We start from the raw sequence: 17,011 nt of genomic DNA, 5'->3' as shown, positions 1-17,011 counted from the left end.
TTCGTAGATGCCGCCTACTCCACGTCTACCGGAAGGATCTCGAACAAGGGCGCGCCGTAACTAACCGCGGCGCCTTCTTCGATAAGAATTGTGACCAACCGCCCCCGCTGCGGCGTTCTGATCGGGATTAGAATCAAATCATCCTGTAGGTAGCCGAGGATATCATCCGAGTTTAAAGACGAGCCCATCGGCACCGCCGCTGAAGCCGCCGCGGGATGCCTTGGTAAGAATCTTCCCGGCCCAACCGCGCGAACAACAATATTTGCCGTAGCCGGCGGCGCCGCTCGCACCTTCTCGTCGGTCGTCGCCGCAAGCTCAATGTTTATAAACTCGCCGCCTTCCTCATATTCCAGCCGGATCAAGCCATGGCGCCTCATGATGGCAGTCAATTGCGGAATGTAATCGCAAAGACCCGTCATGATGCCACCGCAGAAGTGGCTCTCTTCAGCCTCAGCCCAGCGGCCAACCAATTCTTCAGAAACCGGATGTCCGCGCTGCCGGCTTTGAACGCTTCAATGGCACCGCAGGCGCGCTCCATTCTAACGGCTATTTCCCCACGGTTGGCGATCAGCACCTTGTCAAACATTTGCTCACTCGAGAACGAGAAGAGTGTCACCCGCGCAAACCACCTGGCCGTCGTCGGGTAGGATTGCTCGCACCGTCCCCGCTCTGTCAGCTTCGACACGGAACAGTGTTTTCATGGACTCTACGACAGCAACGATCTGCCCCTTGGTGATTGTCTGCCCTACTTCAACCGCAGGAGAACCACCCTGGACATCCGAGCGATAAAACACTCCGTCGGTCAAAGCTCGTATCTTATGACCTTCTTGATTCGAACCGAGACTGTCAGCTTTTTGCAGTGACAGCGGCGCGCTGGTGAAAGCGGATGTCACTTCAGCGGCGGCGATCAGCAGCAGCCGAATGTCCCCTCTTTTCAGCTCAATCTTCTGCAAATTGAGCTCAGCCGCCTTCCGGCAAAAAACTTCGATCTGCTTCAGGTCCATGAAGGCCGCGGTCTCCCGAAGAACGAACTAATCGGCAACCGAAGACGGGGCTGACAGCATCAAACTGCGCCGGGCCGTTTGCGCCGATCGCGAGACAATGAGCACGACGCCCATAACAGTCAAGCACAATGTATTCTATTGCGGCCCTTTTGGATACATCATCATGTTGCGATAGATGCTGGCCGGACATATCGACCACCCAATGTTACTCAAGGATGGCATTCACGGCTTCATCAAGAGCTTTAGCGGCGCGTTCGCGAACACAACGCAGCTTTTCCTGCTGCTCCGCATCTCTGGTCTGGCTCTCGCGAGCGAGCTTTATCTGCGCGCACACATTGGCGGGCGCCGGGCTGCCGTAAGTCGAACGTCGGCCAACGAAAGCGAGTGGACTAAGGCTTTCCCGAAACAGTTGGGGGTCAAGGCTTGGTGCAGGAAAACCGAGCTGATTTGCTGCTGCATCCAAGTCGGCACTTGTCACCGTGTTTGGCATCATTCCGCAATTGAAACAGTGCGCCACGAATCCGGCGACCAATTCATGCGCTTTACGCCACCCCAACGCAGTCTCGCGCGCTATGGCCGCAGCAAGGTCCGTTGCGGTGCACCAGTTGGCACCCGCCAAATAGCTCATTCTCGCGACATCAAAGCGCACATCGCCCACAAGGCGCGACAGAGTATCCAGTCGTGCGGGAATCATTTCACCAATGGCCTTGAGCTGACTGTCCGTATTGACCCGCTCCATGGTGGTAAAACCAGTAGGTCCGCGTTCGGACATGCTTACAGCCAGGAAGGCCGATGATGCTTGCGTCGCCAAACTCTTGATGTCCTCCAGCCCATCAGGATTTTTCTTCTGCGGCATGATCGAGCTAGTACCACACAGATAATCCGGCAATTCGACATAGCCATATTCAAATGTCGACCATAACTGCAGATCATCGGCCAAGCGAGCGAGCGAATGCGTTAAACCTGCCATGAGACCGGCATATTCGATCTCCATGTCGTGGCTGATGATCGCATCGAAAGTGTTGGGCAAGGGCCCATCGAAGCCGAGGAGCTCTGACGAGCGCCGACGATCGATCGGAAAATCGCTCCCAGTCATGATGGCAGCGCCAGCAGGCGACTGATTGATGCGAGCATGAGCTTCTTGATATCGCTGCTGATGCCGGGCTGCGACCAGTTCAAACATCAGAGCCCAATGCGCCAGTGTTGTTGGCTGGGCGTGCTGGCCATGCGTGTTGCCCGCCATGACGGTCTCGATGTGTTTCGACGCCAATTCTATGAGAGAATGGCGCAGCTTCATCATGCCATCCAAGGCTGAACAGATCTGAGCCGCAAACGCCCTCCTTCGAGAAACGGCATTCAGATCTCCCGAACTGCGCCCGGTGGCGATCTGCCCACCAATTTCACTGCCATAAAGCTTTGTTAGATATCGTTCGCCCGCGTGCAGGCCCGAGTTCATCTTAGAATGAACATTTAGAACACCTTCTGCCTCCATCTGTCGCAGGCCGGCTAGAAGTTGCTGTCCGATTTTACGCTTAATTGCGCCCCCTTCGGTTAGCGCAACTAGATGGGCCTTGTCGAACGCATGAATATGCGGAGCCGTTATCGCATCGAACCGAGACTTGTAGTTGTCAAGATAATCTAGAGGAACTTGCTTCAAACGCGCTCCGGGGTTGGCGGCGCTGCGATAAGTTTGCGGAGCGTGGGTTTCCATTTAAGGATCTGCCTTAGCTTCGGGCCCGAACGAGCCGGTTTGCCGGCCACCGACACAACCAAGCAAGCCTGATGTATGCATATTAATTATACTGTATCCAGTCGCGCTGCCTGTCAATAACATGACACTGGGCGTGGCCGATAGCCTCCGGCGAAGCGGACGAAAAATCGATGGCGAGGTGGCCGCTGAGGTGACGGGTCAGAAGACAAATGGCTTGAGACGAGTTGTGCTGCGTGTTCACTTCAGTCATTGTCATTGATGCCAAGCTGCTTCTCGACTGCCGCCAGCAGAATTGAGATTGCAATTGCCTCAGCTGCAATCCGCACGTCTTCCAACGATGCAAAACTTGGCGCAATGCGGATATTGCTGTCCTTGGGATCATGCCCGTTTGGAAAAGTCGATCCTGCTGCAGTGAGAGAGATTCCCGCGTCGCCCGCCAGCCTGACAGCTCGTTGCGCTGCGCCTGCAATAGTATCGACGCTGATGAAATAACCGCCCTCAGGCCGAGTCCAGACGGCAGCACCTTTGCCTGCGAGACGTCTTTCGAACGCTTGGAGCACTGCGGAAAACTTGGGAGCAAGAATAGCGCGGTGTCTTTTCATGTGTCGTGTCACGCCCCCTGCGTCCTTGAGGAAACGCGCGTGACGAAGTTGATTAAGCTTGTCTTGACCAGCTCCACGCCGCTTGGCGCAGTCAAGAAACCAACGAACGTTCGCGGGAGAAGCTGCGAAGAAGCCGATACCGGCTGTGGCGAAGGTAATCTTTGAGGTAGACCAGAACATAAGCGGTCGATCCGCATTCCCGGCGGCCGCGCAAGCAGGCAAGATCCGTTTAGCTGGCTTGCTGTTATCGGCTAAGTGATGGACGACATACGCATCGTCCCAGAAGAGCCGAAAATCTGTGGCCGCAGCCTCCATCGCAGCCAGTCGATCAATTACTTCATCGGACCATATTTCGCCCGTCGGATTGGCATAAGTCGGCACGCACCACATGCCCTTCACACGTGGATCCCGCACATGATGCTCCACCACCTTCATGTCTGGCCCCTTGGGCGTGACAGGGACCGGAATCAGATCGATGCCATACTCGATGCACATGTTATGATGCAGTTCATAACCAGGCACGGGGCTAAGGAACGCGATTCTTCCCTGTTTCATCCAAGGGGTCGCAATTGCTGTCACACCCTTTAGAAGAGCCCACACAATTACATCATGCATGATCGCAAGGCTGGAGTTACCTCCTACCACGACTTGCTCCACTGGAACGTCTAGGATGGGAGCGAATATGCGGCGGAGTTCGACAAGTCCCTTCGGATCGCCCCCGTAATTTCGTGCATCGTCCCCAGCTTCCGTGATCCAATCATCGGGTTTCGGTAGCGAAAGCAGTTCGTTCGACAGATCGAGCTGCTCTTCTCCCGGGCGCCCGCGCGCGATGTTCAGCTTCAATTTGCGCGCGCGAATAGCATCGTATTCCGCCCTCACGTGGCGGAGCATCTGCTGAAGTTCGTCGGCGCTCATCTCGGCAAGCCGCATCATGATCCTCTCTCGCACCTGGCGAAGATGAGGCCTGTGGGACGATCCGATCCCGAGGTCTTGCATCATCGCACGTACGGCTTAGCTCTTCGCACTAATGCCATTTCGACGCCTGAGCCGATCTACTGCTCGCCTCTTGGCCATCATCGCGTGGTCTCATCCAGTTGCAGGCGAAACCCAGATCGCGCGTCACCACCAACATGGTCACGCGCTTGTTCCTCCGCATGGTCCATCCGTCGCCTCAGGCCAAAACGCAGCACTTCTGGTCGTGGCGGAGACACGGAGTTTCGGGAAGCACCCAGTTGCTCCAGCCGGCCCACAGCCGCCGCATCTTGCCGGAATTCCACCTGGAGGATTCGATCTCAGAAGCTCGGCAAAGCTGTTGATTATACACTTGACGGTGTTTGGATACGAAAATAGCGTCTGGTAGTCAAGCAGCGCTGGCGACCGCGAAGCGGAATGCCAGACTTGCGCGCCAACAGCAAGAAACCCGGAGAAGGTTGGCGATGGCAGCTCCCGTAACACGGCAACTCACAAAAATCTGCGCCTCACGGCGGCACCTTCGTCGCACTGCCCAAGCAGCTTTGGGAAGAAGCGATTTACCGCGCGACCCCTTCTCTTGCCGCGGTCTCCGCTTGGCTTCTGCTGGTCGTGCGCTCTGTGATGCTTATCGCTCACGTGACCGCAACGAGAGCCAACGCGACAGTGGTAAGGGCAATCAGGAATTCTAGGAACGCCATGAACAGAAGGACGTTTTTAAAATGGACGGCGCGCGCAACTGCCTCGTTGGCCGCGCCCACAGTCTGGAGTCCGGCGCACAGACATTATACGTTGCGGATACCGGAGGAGCGATGACTGAAGTCAATCGTGAGCTTCTCTATGGGCCATTTGAGAAAGCCACAGGAATCCAGGTCGTCCCCGTAATCCGTAGCGCTAGTCCGACCACCCAGATCAAATCGATGGTAGAGACCAAGAACTACATGTGGGACTGTGTTTTCGGGGCCGGCGCCGATGAGTCGCTGCAGTGGCAGCAGGCGGATTTGCTAGAACCGCTCAACGTGAGTGGCGAATTCGTCGATCAGATTCCCGAGGAGATGCGGCACAATCCAAGCTTTATGCCAGATATATCTCTGCCATTGCTCTGGTATGCCTTCCCTCTGCCACCAAGAAGGAGCTGACGTCTTTCGCCGACATGTGGGACTTTTCGATCCCAGGAGCTCGTTCACTTCGCAATGGCGGCCGCGACGACAGCGAAGTTGCCTTGCGGGCTGACGGGGTGCCCGGAGGCGAGGAGATCTACAAGGTTCTTGAGACTGACGACGGCTGGAAGCGCGCCTTCAACAAACTCGACAAGATCAGAAGATAGTGACTTGGTGGACGACTCCGCCACAAGGCGCTCAGCTGTTCCACAGTGGCGAGATCGATATTATGCCAACTTTTTCGAACCGGGCCTATCAATTGATCGCGCAAGGGGATGGGCTGGCGATTTGCTGGAATCAGGCATTTTACAACTCTTATGGCTGGGTCATCCCGAAAGGTAATCCCAAAGCCGAGCTGACTCGACGTCTCATCGTTTTCTCGCTGGAACCAGAGAGTCAGGCAGCTCGTTGCGCCAAGATCGGTGCCGGACCGTCTAATGTGAACGCATATCAGTTTATGAGCAAAGACGTCAGTCGATAATGTCCACCTATCCTGACAATCTGAAGCAAATGGTGCCGGTCGACAACGAATCTTGGAGCAAGAACCTTGCCGAAGGCGAGGAACGATTCAGGCAGTGGATACTCCAGTGAGCTGGCGTAACTTCGGAGCAGGCTCTTACAGGCCGGCAGTGCCGAAGGGCGTCAGAAGAGTGACCATGGTTCAGAAGGCATGGACGCAGCTACCCTGGCTTGGACCCTCCACAATCATCGGAGAAAAAGCATCCCTTTCCCCCGCAAACAGCTGAGGCGAGCATGTCACTACCATTAGTATATGTATTGACGACTGGCGGCACGATCGCGGGCAAGGGCGACTCGTCGGTTCGCCCTGCCGACTACGAGGTCGGTCTTCTTACCGGCAATGACCTCGTTCAGGCCATCCCCGAACTCGCTCAGTTAGCGGACACACGGGTCATCGAGATTGCGAACATTGGCAGTCAAGACATTTCGTTCGGTCATTGGAAAAAGTTAGCTGAGACTGCAAACGGTCTTCTCAGTTCTAAAGAAGAGAACATTGCGGGCATTGTGGTTACCCACGGAACCGATACCCTGGAGGAGACAGCCTACTTTCTGAATTTAACGATGAAATCGGACAAGCCGGTGGTCCTGGTCGGATCGCAGCGTCCCCCAACTGCAATGAGTACGGATGGACCCTACAATCTCTACAGTGCAGTTCGCGTTGCCATTCAGCCAGAGGCGGCAGGCAAGGGAACTCTGGTGGTCATGAACGAGCAGATCAACGCTGCTCGCGAGGTTGTCAAGACCAGCACCTTCCGGCTAGAGGCCTTTAAGTCGGGAGACTTTGGCCTTCTAGGCTATGTCGATACGGATAGGATTGTTTTCTATCGGGCACCTGTCCGTCGTCATGGCAACAACTCTGAATTTGATATCAAGAACATCAACGAGTTGCCGACGGTGCATATTGTTTACTCCTACGCCGATGCACCGGGAACACCGATCCGGGATGCTCTCGCTTCGGGCGCGAAAGGAGTTGTCATTGCCGGCGCGGGTGCCGGGACCCTATCCCAAAATGAGAAGGCGGCCGTCGCGGCTTATCGTAAGACAGGTGGTGAAGCCATCATCATGCGTTCCAGCCGCACTGAACGGGCGCGTCATTGAACGCGACCACTACCTAGAGCTTGGCGTCCTCAACGCAGACAATTTAAGTCCGCAAAAGGCTCGCATCCTCCTTGCGTTGGCCCTAACCAGGACCAACAAGCCGCATGAGATAAAGCGAATCTTCTCCGAGTATTGACCGACATGGACGAGTGCGCATGTCCTAGATGGCTACCTTGTCCCTCTGCGACGCGCCAGTGCGCTCATCGGATGAAGGGGACGGGTGGTGCATCATTCATGAGGGTGCTGAGACGTTCCTTGAAGCAGGCAACGTCGCACGGCACTTCTGGCGGTCATCTCAACGACCAGCATTCCCGACCACCCGCTTCATTCCAAGCCGACGGCGCAACAGCCCAATATTAGGAGGCATCCGCGCATGCTTCGCATCCCAAACGGCTTTCTCGCCATCCCAAATCCTGGGCGAGAGGCATCCCCGGCGACGGGGGTCTTTCTGTTGTGGCTTCGCGAGGTCCTGGCCGAGAGTTCTTTGGCCGCAGTCGAAAATCGCTGAAAGACCCGACCCGCCGGCTGGTCCGCCTGGTCAATATGGCGATATCTGCATAATGCGCATGGCCAAGGGCTTTGAGAAGATTACTGATTGACTCGATGCAGTCATTGACAACAAGCGCGCCGAACGACCCGAACAATTGACTTTGGGTGCTACCGTTGCGCGGAAACCAGAAGCATCATCGGTCGCTCCAACTCTTCTTCCAGCTCTGGCGTTTGTGTGATCTGCTCGGGGGACGGGGCAAACTCTTCGACGGCTAAGATCCGGAAGCCAGCACGGATCAAGGTGTTAAGCGTCGTGCCGATGGTCCGGTGATATTTGATTACGCCTTTCGCAAACCAGTCAGTCTGGCGCTCACCCTCGATCGAATAGCAATTGACTGGCCAAGTCTTGCGCCCGTCCTCGTCGGCGATCCAATGCGGATGGACCGCTGCCATAAAGATCGGATGCTCGATGGTGAATACGATATGCCCGCCGGGCGTGAGCGCTTGGTGGACCATGCGCGCGAGACGGCTGAAGTCCCTGATATAGTGAAAGGTGAGTGCACTATAAGCGAGATCGAAGGCTGCCGGCGGCAACTCCACTGTCTCCAGGTCTGCAATCCGGTATTTAATTTCTGGATCGTTGGTATCCGCCTTTGCCCGGCTGATCATGTTTTCGGAGAGGTCCAGGCCGAGCACCGAGTTTGCGCCTTGCTTGCGCATCCAGCGCGACGTCCAACCAAGGCCGCACCCCAAATCGAGGACGCGCTTGCCGAAAATCGCTGGCAAAATCGCGCGTATGGAGGGCCATTCAGGCGCACCGTCCAGACCGCGAATTTGTCTCGGAAGCTGGCTGTAACCGGCGAAGAAATCGGGATTGTCGTAGATATTCTGTGCCATGGTGTTCTCTTGTCCGGCGTAATGGGATTCGGATCATACGACAGACCGAGATTCCTTTTGTTCCCCTTTCGTCGCGTTTACGGCGCGAATTGGTTTCAACCAATTCTCACTATTTGGGGCAGTGGCGGCGGCGAGCTTCCCCTTGAACCCAGCGATGCGGGGCTCAATCTAGACCTAGGGGATGCAGCCGACACTCTGCACGCCCAAAGCGGCTGGAAGAAACGTCGGATGATGCCGGGATTATTGGGCGTCAAAAAGAACAGAGCGACTTGGAGACTCTAGACCCCATCCCGGACGCTCTATTGCCCGTCGCCAATGAGGTTTGGCAAAAGCAAAATCTGTCTCGCCTTCTCATTGCTGACTTTGTCGCCCCGGAAACGGGAGAGGTCTGCCTTACGTAAATGACGCGGTTCAAACGCTTCCAACCATTCTGCCGCCTGACATCACTCCGGAGTATTACCGTCGTCTCCAAGGGCCGCTCAACAGGAACTATCAGGACAACCGAGGCACGGCTCGTATTACTCTTCATAGCGCAAGTGTTACTCAGTAAGGCTCTAGGTAAGCCGCTTGGAAAGAGAGCTCTGGTGGGCATCACCAAAGGACCGGGTATCTCAACAGAGCGCCGTCAATTCAGATGAAGCTTGCTTTGGACTACGTGGTCATAGAGCGCTTTCGTGGAGCGGCCTGGAAGTCGCCGCCCCGTTCGCTTTCGGCTTCGCAATTCAGCGATGGCCCCCCTGACATCGCAATGCGGGACTGAGGCCGGCGTTCGGATCCGAATTGCAGTTCTCCATGGATCATTGGACTCTCGGCAGAGACTTCGCGAAATCGAGCACCCGTCCGCTTACGCTGGTATCCACCGTATTGTACGAGCTGAATTGAGAGATATGCCCATGGCCCAACAACCGGAGTAGCAGGGGGCAATGGGACGCCCGCAGCGCCAAGGTGGCGAATAGTTCTCCGGCTTGCACCTGCATCGGAACCGGATCGTATTCCGCGTAGGTGATCAAGGTCGGCACGTCCGGGGCATCTATCAGACGGGTCGTCGACATCTCCAAATATCGGGCAGTCTCCTCGCCGAAATAGGCCTGATTGCGCAGGTCGGGAGAAGGTATACCGAAAGCCGCAGCCGCGACGCGTTCGAGAGCGACGTTGTAAGACCCGGACTGCAGAACCACGCCGGCCGCTCGGAGAGGTCGCCCCTTGTGGAAGGTGGAGACGAAGGAAGCGAGAGCGACGTGCGCGGCTCCCGCCGATTCTCCGAGCAGACATATTCGTCTCGGATCTCCTCCATGATCTTGCGCATTCTCCTGGGCCCACCTCAAGGCAGCAATCACGTCGCGTGCCCCAGACGGCCACTTGCATTCCGGGGCAAGGCCATAGTTCGCGATGAAGGCCGTGACCCCGTTGCGGGCAAAGAAGTAACCCACATTGCTCCTATCGGACTTGTCGCCGCGACTGTAGCCGCCACCGTGGAAGAACAGCACCACAGGCACCGAACCCGATGTCGCAACCGGCCGATAGACGTCCAACGACTGCCTGGTCCCGTTTCCGTAGCGGATGTTGGGAATGACGTCGACTCCGTCGGTCGGCTGGTGAGCCAGGATGTCTGCGTAGATCCGCGCGGTTCCGGGCGGATCTATCACCGGCCCCAAGGCTCTTATTCTTTCTGCTATCTCGTTCGGCGGCGAAGACATCCAGCGATTGTTTTCGAATGGAGCGGTCATGCCTCCCCCTTTGCCCTTTCATCCAAAGTCCAGCCTCCGAACCTCTGCCGGCAGGCGTACGTCAGCACGCCAGCTATCAGGACGCCGAATACGAGAGGCAACGCGGCGGTTTCGAAGAAAGCGGTACCGGAGAGTTGCTTGGACATCAGGAAGCCTCCGAACAGAGGGCCTCCGATCGCTCCGAGGCGGCCGATCGCCATTCCCCACCCGACGCAGTTCGACCGGATGGTGGTTGGATATAACATTCCGAAAGCCGAGTTGATCGCGGATTGGGTACCGGCAACGCATATGCCGGTCACAAGAACCAACCACGGCAGGACTCCGCGATCGACGAACGGCTGGCCGATGAGCGCCATCGAGGGGATCGCGACGATGTAGAAAGCGACGATGACGAGAAAACCATAGCGATTGAACCCCACCGTAAGCATGAAGCTTCCGATCAATCCTCCGAGACCGAACAGGGTCGCCGTGAGCGCGGCGGCTTCGGGTGAAAGTCCAATGTCACGCAAGACCGTCGGAGCCCAGCTCGCCATCAGAAGGGTCGTGAACAAATTGACCACCGCGAGTAGCCAGAGGAGCGGTGTGATGATGTGCATGCCGTTTCGAAGCGGCACGAGCGGGGACAAGGCTCCCCTCGAGCCCGTGGACTTCAAGGCGAAAACCGCGTCGTCCGGAAGGTGGCCCCTCGGGTCGAGAGCCCTGGCGATCCTGAGAAGCTCCGCTCGCTTCGATGGAACGAGCGACAGGTACTTGATGGACTCGGGCAGTACGAAAACGAGCACCGTCGCCAGCACCACCGGAGCGGCGCCTCCTATATGGAAAAGTACTTCCCAGCCGTAGCGGGAGACCAGATACGCGGCGACGAGGCCGGGTACTATGCCTCCGATCTGCACGCCGAGCTGTACGACTATGAGGAAGGCACCGCGGACGCGGCGTGGAATGAACTCCGATACGAGCGCGGTCGCGTTAGGGATGATCCCGGCAAGGCCGACTCCCGCGACGAAACGAAGAGCGCAGAACTGCGCGACGGAAGCGGCCAGCACGGTCGAGCACGTGGCTAGGCCGAAAAGCAATGTCGACAGAACGATCAGAGGCTTCCTGCCAAAACGGTCGCCGAGATAGCCGGCTATCGGAGTGCCGATCAGCATTCCGACCAGGCTGGAGCTCAGGATGACGCCCATCGCGCTCCGATCGAAGTTCAATATCTTGATGATCTCGGGGGCGGCATAGCCCATTACGACAAGATCGAAACCATCTGCGATCGTGACCAGCAGTGGCCAAAGCACGACATTGAGGTGGAAGGCGCCGATCGATCGGCCTTCCACGAATTCGTCCAAGTCGATCCTGCGGCCGTCCGGTCGGCTATCGACCGGAGCGGACCCATCGAACGGAACGACGACTTGTCCTCCGATTCCCATATTCCCTCCCGCTTTTTCGTTCGTTTTGGTTCGTCAAGCTCCGCGCACCCGGTCGATCACAGCCGTCGGATCCTCCGGTGGAGCGTTTCCGTGCCATGCGATGTGCTGGTCGGGCCTGACCAGAACGAGTTTGGATTGGTAGGGCTGGCCAGGAGCGGGACAACGGACCACCGACAGCGGGAGCCTCCGCAGCTTCGCGGCCTCGAGCAACGCCTCGAGAGGTTCTCCGCTTTCGAAATCGACAAGGGTGTAGTCTCGACCCAACAGATCGTAGAAGCCGCGTCCGGGCGACGGCCAGAAGTGGGGCGAACGCGCTCCCGGAAAGTCGGCGGGCTTGTAGTTGCTCCATGTGTCCGGAGGCGCGGCAGTGCCATTGGCACAAACGATGGGGGAGGATTCGTACCGCTCGCCCAACTGCAGTCCGGACGTGTCGTATTCGTCGAGATCGTCTACGACCACGAAATCCCCGAACGTCTTCCGGGCACGCGCACCGGCCTCGCCTTCATCCTCGATGGTCGGCGGGATCAGCCACTTGCCTTTCCGTTTCGAGCAGTGGATGCCGATCTTCGAGTTCCTCAAACCGATGGATCTCCGCTCGGCCTCGTACGAATCCAGGAGGTTGGGACCGGCCCACCCCGAGTATGCTGCCGCAAGCTTCCAAGTCAGGTTCAGGACATCTCCGATGCCCGTGTTCATGCCGAAGCCACCTAGAGGTGTGTAGAGGTGCGCCGCGTCGCCAACGAGGAAAGCGGGACCTGCCCGGTATGCCGCGGCAACCAAAGACAAACCGCCGGTCCACGGCCCCTCCGCGAGGATTTCGTACGGAAGGTCTTTGCCGAATATCGACCGCATCACCTCGTCGCTGCGGACCTGCTCCCAGCCGAGGCCTTCCGGAACCTGATAATGAATGATCCAGCGCTCGCGGCCGTCCTGGGCAAAAACGAACGCGCGGAGGTCGTGATTTATGATCCAGGTGATGGTCGCCGGCGCACGCCTGCTCTCCTCCAGCAGAGTCGGGGCCCGAACGAAATACGTGATCATGGTGCCGGAGACGAACGCATTGTCGATGCGCCCGTCGTCGCCCGCCATGGAAATGTTGAAGTGACGACGAACCGGACTCCGAGCCCCATCGGCACCGATGACGTACCGAGACCGGATTCGTTTGCGCACTCCCGTGCGCACGTCTTCGACCGTTGCGATCGGAGCGCCGTCCTCCCCACCGAGCGCGACCAGGCGTGTACCGAAGCGCACGTCGACCGACTCCGAGGCCTCGGCATGTCGGCGCAGCAGCGGCTCCAGAAAGAGCTGGGAGATGGACAGGCCGGACTCCGGTCCGAGCTGCCCTTCACTAAGGCGCGTCTTCAGCAGATCGATGTTACCGAATTCGTGGCCGCAGAAGCGCGTGACGAAGGCTACGCGCGGATGCATTTTGGCAAGCGGCGCCGCCGCGCGAACTTCCTCCGCCAGTCCGAGACGACGGAAATGCTCCATAGTGCGTGCATTCACGAAATTGCAGCGGGGCTGGGTCGCCGTCTCGAGGTTTTCCGTAATCAGAATGCAAGGTACCCCCCTCTGCGCGAGATCGATCGCGGATGTCAGCCCGACGGGTCCTCCGCCTACGATAAGAACGAACGTTTCCTCGAAATCGCCTGTCATTTCCTCTCTCTTCGGCTTCTTGTTTGTTTTTAGGAACGCTGCCTAGCAAGGCGTTCGCGTCACGACACCGGGCTGGGCTTTTCCCTGCAACAGCAGTTGCTGCCGGCAGAGTTCGGCGGTCTCGCTGAAGTGTCGTGTCAGCAGGACGACCGCCTCGTCCGGACGGTGCGCGAGCACCGCGTCGGCGATCATCTTGTGGTCGGCGGTGCGGGCTCCGCCGACGTGTGCGGCGCGAGACATGAACCGATACCTGTCGGCGCTGTCGAACAACTGATCGCAATACGCCAGAATGCGCGGCGCGCGGCACGCGGAGAGAAGCGTGGCGTGGAAGACACGATGCGCGCGCTCCCATTCCGGGTCAACGGAAGCCGGCGTAAACGGAATGCGGGACAGCCGGTGCCATGAGAGCAGGACCTGCTCCTCCCACTCGGCCCCACCGTACTCGAACGATTTTCTGAGAGCGAACTCGTTGAGCACGATCCTGGTCTGCAAGAGGTCGTCCAAATCCTCGATGCTCAACGGCGCGACGGAAAAGCCGCGCTGGTCGGAATGCATGATGAGGCCGTCTTTGGCCGCCCGGGTCAGAGCCTCGCGCATCGGAGCTGCGCTGACCCCATAACGTTCGCACAGCGAGCGGATCTTCAGCTTTTGGCCGAAGGAAAACATCCCTCCGATCACGTCCATACGGAGCTTCTGGTAGGCGGCCGTTGCGAGCGTCTCTGATGCGTCCGACAAACTACCCCTCCTGAAATAGAAATTTCTTGCCTTGACGTATGATAATCTTTATTTAAGTCGGGCAAGTCAAATAATATATTGTTTGGAGCCGAAATGGACCTCGGTTTGGCGGCTAAACGGGCCCTCGTATGCGCGTCCTCTAAGGGGTTGGGTTTTGCATGCGCGACTTCGCTCGCCCGCGAGGGCTGCGAAATCACACTGAACGGCCGGGATGAGGAGCGCCTTCGCCTGGCCGCAAAGTCCATCGAGGCCCTCGCGGGTAAGCCAGTGGCGTTCGTCCAGGCGGACATCGCGGAAGAATCGGGTCGCCAAACGGTTATCGAGGCCTGTCCCGAACCCGACATCCTCATCAACAACAATCACGGGCCGGCGCCCGGAAATTTCCTCGAGTTCGGCCGCACGGAGTGGTTGGAGGCGATCGAGCAGAACATGCTCGCGCCCCTTCACTTCGTAAAAACCTTTCTTCCTGGAATGCGGGACCGGAAGTTCGGGCGGATCATCAATATCACGTCTGCCATGGTGAAGGCGCCGCATCCCAAGATGGAACTCTCGTCAGGCGCGCGCGCCGGGCTCACGGCGGCCTGCAAGTCGCTTGCCCGGCAATACGCCGCCTACAACGTCACCATCAACAACATGCTGCCCGAGCGCATCGATACCGATCGTCAGCGCTTCATGGCGGAAAGGATGATGTCGGAGCTGGGAATATCGCTTGAAGAGGCACGCACCAGGATCGCCGACTCGCTTCCGGCGAAGCGATTCGGAAAGCCAGAAGAATTCGGGGATGCCTGTGCCTACCTCTGCAGCGTACAGGCGGGCTTCATCACCGGCCAGAATCTTCAACTGGACGGCGGCTCCTACCCCGGCCTGATTTGAACGAAAACCAATACAAGGGAGGACTTGATGGCGATACCGCGACCCGTATTTCGTCCACCGTTCAACATGACCCGAGCAAGCCATGTCGTGCTCGCGGTGAAAGACCTGAAAGAGAGCAAGCGCTTCTACGTCGACGCGCTCGGATTCGTAGTCAGCAGCGAAGACGAAAACCGCCTCTACCTCCGAGGACTCGAAGAAGGTTGCCATCATTCCCTCGTTCTGGAACAGGGCGGCAAGCCGAGCGCGCAACACATTGGCTTTCGCGTTCTGACCGAAGAGGATTTGGATGCTGCAGAAGCTTTCTTCCGGGATCTAGGTCATCGTCCGACCTGGGTCGAGGTACCTCATCAGGCTCGTACGCTGCGTGTTTCCGACGCCGCGGGTGTTCCTCTCGATATTTGCGCCTCCATGGAAACGAGGCCTCGTCTGATCTTGCAATCCAGCCGTTTTAGCGGCGCCTGTCCGCAGCGGCTCGACCATTTTCAGATTTTGACACCACACGTGGACCGGGCGCTCGAATTCTACACTCGTCTCGGATTCAGACTGTCGGAGTACATTACGCAGGACGGATCGGAAGAACCGAGCTTCGTTTTCCTGCAGAGAAAGGGCAATCCGCACGACATAGTGTTCGCCCCAGGTCCGGGCCCAGGACCTCTCCTTCATCACGCCGCCTTCACCATCCCGGAGACCTACCATCTCATGTTCATCTGCGATCTGCTCGCCGAGATGGGCTTCGGTAGGTCGGTGGAGTACGGCCCGGCGCGCCATTTCGCTCCCGGATATGCCCGCTTCGTTTATCTCCGCGACCCGGACGGACACCGCATCGAACTGTTCAACACTCACTACCAGACGATCGACATCGAGGACGAACCGCTCAAATGGGAGATGGCGAAGGTATTGGCCGGTGGATGGGGCCCCCCTCCTCCCCAATCGTGGATGACCGAGGCAGCTCCGTTCGGCGCGGCAGAATAGTCCGGCCAAACTGGCTGCGGCAGAGGGCCACCGGCTATTCCGAATAGTACCTCTAGAAGAGGCGCACCCGGGTGGAATTCAGGACTGAAAAGCTAGAGCGACGCGAGGTTAACCATCAGCGCGCCGACTGCCTGCGTCGGGAGCTCGGTGATCAACTTGGAGCCCTAGCCTTCAAAGGGTGTATCCGACGTGCTATATAATGATACACGGCAACGGCTAGAGGATCCGGATGGCTTTCCATATTAAGAATCCTGATACTGACGCGCTGGCCCGCAGGATCGCGGCGCTCAAGAAGATCGGCCTCACCGAGGCCGTGCATACGGCGCTCACCCATGAGCTGGAGCGTGAGCAGGGTAAGCCTACCTTGGTCGACTTGGGCGTACAGTTCTGTCGCGATCTCCGGGCCAGGGGCAATCCGCAAAAAAGTAGGCCGGCAGACAAGGTGTTTCGCGACGGCCTTTACGAAGTTGACTGATGTTTATCGATGCCTCGGCGTTGACCGCGATGTCGATCGATGAAGACGAAGCGCGGGAGCTGTTGACGCGCCTTCAACAAGCGGCCGCGCGTTGACACTCGCCGCTGGCAGTGTGGGAGGCGGTGATCGCCGTAGCCCGAATACTTGGTCTTCCAATCTCGGACGCTAGCGAAGCAGTCGAGAGCTATCTGGCGCTAATGGAAATCAAGATGGTGCAAGTGCCGCCCGAAACGGCCCGGATCGCGCTCGACGCCTTTGACCGTTAAGGCAAGGGCCGACACCCAGCACGGCTGAATTTCGGGACTGTTTTGCTTATGCATGCGCCTGCCATTTAGGAGAGCCTTTGATGTTCAAAGGCACCGATTTTCCGCAGACTAATATTGAAGCTGCATGATGCCGTCCGCGCAGGAGTGCTCACGGCAAGTGTAGGCCAGGACGAGAGCTACAAATCCCGGTCAACGACCGGCCAGTGACTGGAAAGGGCAGGTGGCTTTCCGAAGAACGCGGGCAGTCTCATCTTCTTCCCGAAGAGTGGTGCATTGACTTCCAGAGCGGACGCGCCACCCTAGACTCCGTCGAGACAGAACTGTTGCAGCTCTCCCGAGTTTCCAACTCGTTCACCTCCGCGGTGGCTCATAAATATGCGCAAAACGCCTGTCGGAATACACATTCGACGCAACCATGGATGCCATCATGGAGCTCGACA

Annotated in this window: 17 protein-coding genes and 1 pseudogene; 8 read left to right on the top strand and 10 right to left on the bottom strand. The window is 57.9% G+C overall.

The features are described 5' to 3' along the window. Window positions 1–14: 14 nt before the first annotated feature. From XH89_RS37155 to XH89_RS37135, 5 genes are all read right to left on the bottom strand, one after another. Entirely contained in the window at window positions 15–419 is a 405-nt protein-coding gene (locus tag XH89_RS37155) for a biotin/lipoyl-containing protein (protein WP_128929630.1), read from the bottom strand. Continuing rightward, window positions 416–586, bottom strand: a complete 171-nt coding sequence (locus XH89_RS37150) for a biotin carboxylase N-terminal domain-containing protein (RefSeq protein WP_164933826.1) — start codon at window positions 584–586, stop codon at window positions 416–418. The genes XH89_RS37155 and XH89_RS37150 overlap by 4 nt, the downstream gene beginning before the upstream one ends. A 4-nt stretch (window positions 587–590) precedes the next feature. Beyond that, window positions 591–1,004: a biotin/lipoyl-containing protein gene (locus tag XH89_RS37145; protein WP_128929632.1), complete on the bottom strand. Its 414-nt coding sequence runs from the start codon at window positions 1,002–1,004 to the stop codon at window positions 591–593. Between the two features lie 205 nt (window positions 1,005–1,209). Beyond that, window positions 1,210–2,715, bottom strand: coding sequence for an argininosuccinate lyase (locus XH89_RS37140; RefSeq protein ID WP_128929633.1), 1,506 nt, complete (start codon window positions 2,713–2,715; stop codon window positions 1,210–1,212). 242 nt (window positions 2,716–2,957) lie between these two features. Continuing rightward, window positions 2,958–4,250 carry an aminotransferase class I/II-fold pyridoxal phosphate-dependent enzyme gene (locus XH89_RS37135; RefSeq protein ID WP_128929634.1) on the bottom strand — a complete coding sequence of 431 codons (1,293 nt, stop codon included), beginning with the start codon at window positions 4,248–4,250 and terminating at the stop codon, window positions 2,958–2,960. 848 nt (window positions 4,251–5,098) lie between these two features. Between XH89_RS37135 and XH89_RS37130 the strand changes: the two genes are divergently transcribed. The 4 genes from XH89_RS37130 to XH89_RS42190 all read left to right on the top strand — a co-directional run bounded on the left by XH89_RS37130 (window position 5,099) and on the right by XH89_RS42190 (window position 7,199). Next, window positions 5,099–5,425 carry a hypothetical protein gene (locus XH89_RS37130; RefSeq protein ID WP_128929635.1) on the top strand — a complete coding sequence of 109 codons (327 nt, stop codon included), beginning with the start codon at window positions 5,099–5,101 and terminating at the stop codon, window positions 5,423–5,425. 187 nt (window positions 5,426–5,612) lie between these two features. Then, on the top strand, window positions 5,613–5,927 hold the full coding sequence (locus tag XH89_RS37125) for an extracellular solute-binding protein (protein WP_164933840.1): 315 nt from the start codon (window positions 5,613–5,615) through the stop codon (window positions 5,925–5,927). A gap of 272 nt (window positions 5,928–6,199) precedes the next feature. After that, complete coding sequence (locus tag XH89_RS37120) at window positions 6,200–7,063, top strand: asparaginase (protein WP_128929637.1); 864 nt, start codon at window positions 6,200–6,202, stop codon at window positions 7,061–7,063. Next, window positions 6,975–7,199, top strand: a complete 225-nt coding sequence (locus XH89_RS42190; protein WP_371746378.1) for a hypothetical protein — start codon at window positions 6,975–6,977, stop codon at window positions 7,197–7,199. The genes XH89_RS37120 and XH89_RS42190 overlap by 89 nt, the downstream gene beginning before the upstream one ends. Window positions 7,200–7,720: 521 nt before the next feature. On the opposite strand, the gene XH89_RS37115 is transcribed toward XH89_RS42190, so the two are convergent. The 5 genes from XH89_RS37115 to XH89_RS37095 form a co-directional block, all read right to left on the bottom strand. After that, window positions 7,721–8,449 (bottom strand): bifunctional 2-polyprenyl-6-hydroxyphenol methylase/3-demethylubiquinol 3-O-methyltransferase UbiG, encoded by a 729-nt coding sequence (locus XH89_RS37115; protein ID WP_128929638.1) that lies wholly within the window; start codon window positions 8,447–8,449, stop codon window positions 7,721–7,723. A gap of 797 nt (window positions 8,450–9,246) precedes the next feature. Then, window positions 9,247–10,176 carry an alpha/beta hydrolase gene (locus tag XH89_RS37110; protein ID WP_206733167.1) on the bottom strand — a complete coding sequence of 310 codons (930 nt, stop codon included), beginning with the start codon at window positions 10,174–10,176 and terminating at the stop codon, window positions 9,247–9,249. Further along, window positions 10,173–11,513 (bottom strand): MFS transporter, encoded by a 1,341-nt coding sequence (locus XH89_RS37105; RefSeq protein WP_164933839.1) that lies wholly within the window; start codon window positions 11,511–11,513, stop codon window positions 10,173–10,175. The genes XH89_RS37110 and XH89_RS37105 overlap by 4 nt, the downstream gene beginning before the upstream one ends. 114 nt (window positions 11,514–11,627) lie before the next feature. After that, entirely contained in the window at window positions 11,628–13,250 is a 1,623-nt protein-coding gene (locus XH89_RS37100) for an FAD-dependent monooxygenase (protein WP_128929640.1), read from the bottom strand. A 42-nt stretch (window positions 13,251–13,292) separates the two neighbouring features. Then, the gene (locus XH89_RS37095) at window positions 13,293–13,985 is read right to left on the bottom strand and encodes a GntR family transcriptional regulator (protein ID WP_128929641.1); all 693 of its coding nucleotides are present in this window, start codon (window positions 13,983–13,985) and stop codon (window positions 13,293–13,295) included. Between the two features lie 93 nt (window positions 13,986–14,078). Between XH89_RS37095 and XH89_RS37090 the strand changes: the two genes are divergently transcribed. The 4 genes and pseudogenes from XH89_RS37090 (at window position 14,079) to XH89_RS37075 (ending at window position 16,699) form a co-directional block, all read left to right on the top strand. Further along, window positions 14,079–14,858: an SDR family oxidoreductase gene (locus tag XH89_RS37090; RefSeq protein WP_128929642.1), complete on the top strand. Its 780-nt coding sequence runs from the start codon at window positions 14,079–14,081 to the stop codon at window positions 14,856–14,858. 27 nt (window positions 14,859–14,885) lie between these two features. Beyond that, window positions 14,886–15,830: a VOC family protein gene (locus XH89_RS37085; RefSeq protein WP_128955087.1), complete on the top strand. Its 945-nt coding sequence runs from the start codon at window positions 14,886–14,888 to the stop codon at window positions 15,828–15,830. 229 nt (window positions 15,831–16,059) lie between these two features. After that, a complete protein-coding gene (locus XH89_RS37080) occupies window positions 16,060–16,305 on the top strand; it encodes a type II toxin-antitoxin system VapB family antitoxin (RefSeq protein ID WP_128929644.1) in 246 nt (81 codons plus the stop codon). After that, window positions 16,305–16,699, top strand: a pseudogene (locus XH89_RS37075) (type II toxin-antitoxin system VapC family toxin). The gene XH89_RS37080 and the pseudogene XH89_RS37075 overlap by 1 nt, the downstream one beginning before the upstream one ends. Window positions 16,700–17,011: the final 312 nt, after the last annotated feature.

The sequence above is a fragment of the Bradyrhizobium sp. CCBAU 53340 genome (assembly GCF_015291645.1).
Lineage (GTDB): Bacteria > Pseudomonadota > Alphaproteobacteria > Rhizobiales > Xanthobacteraceae > Bradyrhizobium.
The sequence above is the reverse complement of the archived record's forward strand: the minus strand, read 5'-3'. Positions and strand labels throughout refer to the sequence as shown.

What these genes read in the sequence shown, in the direction of transcription:
- XH89_RS37150 (WP_164933826.1), bottom strand. Translation starts at nt 586, where the DNA reads ATGTTTGACAAGGTGCTGATCGCCAACCGTGGGGAAATAGCCGTTAGA.
- XH89_RS42190 (WP_371746378.1), top strand. Translation starts at nt 6,975, where the DNA reads ATGAGAAGGCGGCCGTCGCGGCTTATCGTAAGACAGGTGGTGAAGCCA.
- XH89_RS37100 (WP_128929640.1), bottom strand. Translation starts at nt 13,250, where the DNA reads ATGACAGGCGATTTCGAGGAAACGTTCGTTCTTATCGTAGGCGGAGGA.
- XH89_RS37135 (WP_128929634.1), bottom strand. Translation starts at nt 4,250, where the DNA reads ATGATGCGGCTTGCCGAGATGAGCGCCGACGAACTTCAGCAGATGCTC.
- XH89_RS37120 (WP_128929637.1), top strand. Translation starts at nt 6,200, where the DNA reads ATGTCACTACCATTAGTATATGTATTGACGACTGGCGGCACGATCGCG.
- XH89_RS37080 (WP_128929644.1), top strand. Translation starts at nt 16,060, where the DNA reads ATGGCTTTCCATATTAAGAATCCTGATACTGACGCGCTGGCCCGCAGG.
- XH89_RS37115 (WP_128929638.1), bottom strand. Translation starts at nt 8,449, where the DNA reads ATGGCACAGAATATCTACGACAATCCCGATTTCTTCGCCGGTTACAGC.
- XH89_RS37140 (WP_128929633.1), bottom strand. Translation starts at nt 2,715, where the DNA reads ATGGAAACCCACGCTCCGCAAACTTATCGCAGCGCCGCCAACCCCGGA.
- XH89_RS37110 (WP_206733167.1), bottom strand. Translation starts at nt 10,176, where the DNA reads ATGACCGCTCCATTCGAAAACAATCGCTGGATGTCTTCGCCGCCGAAC.
- XH89_RS37145 (WP_128929632.1), bottom strand. Translation starts at nt 1,004, where the DNA reads ATGGACCTGAAGCAGATCGAAGTTTTTTGCCGGAAGGCGGCTGAGCTC.
- XH89_RS37085 (WP_128955087.1), top strand. Translation starts at nt 14,886, where the DNA reads ATGGCGATACCGCGACCCGTATTTCGTCCACCGTTCAACATGACCCGA.
- XH89_RS37130 (WP_128929635.1), top strand. Translation starts at nt 5,099, where the DNA reads ATGACTGAAGTCAATCGTGAGCTTCTCTATGGGCCATTTGAGAAAGCC.
- XH89_RS37090 (WP_128929642.1), top strand. Translation starts at nt 14,079, where the DNA reads ATGGACCTCGGTTTGGCGGCTAAACGGGCCCTCGTATGCGCGTCCTCT.
- XH89_RS37155 (WP_128929630.1), bottom strand. Translation starts at nt 419, where the DNA reads ATGACGGGTCTTTGCGATTACATTCCGCAATTGACTGCCATCATGAGG.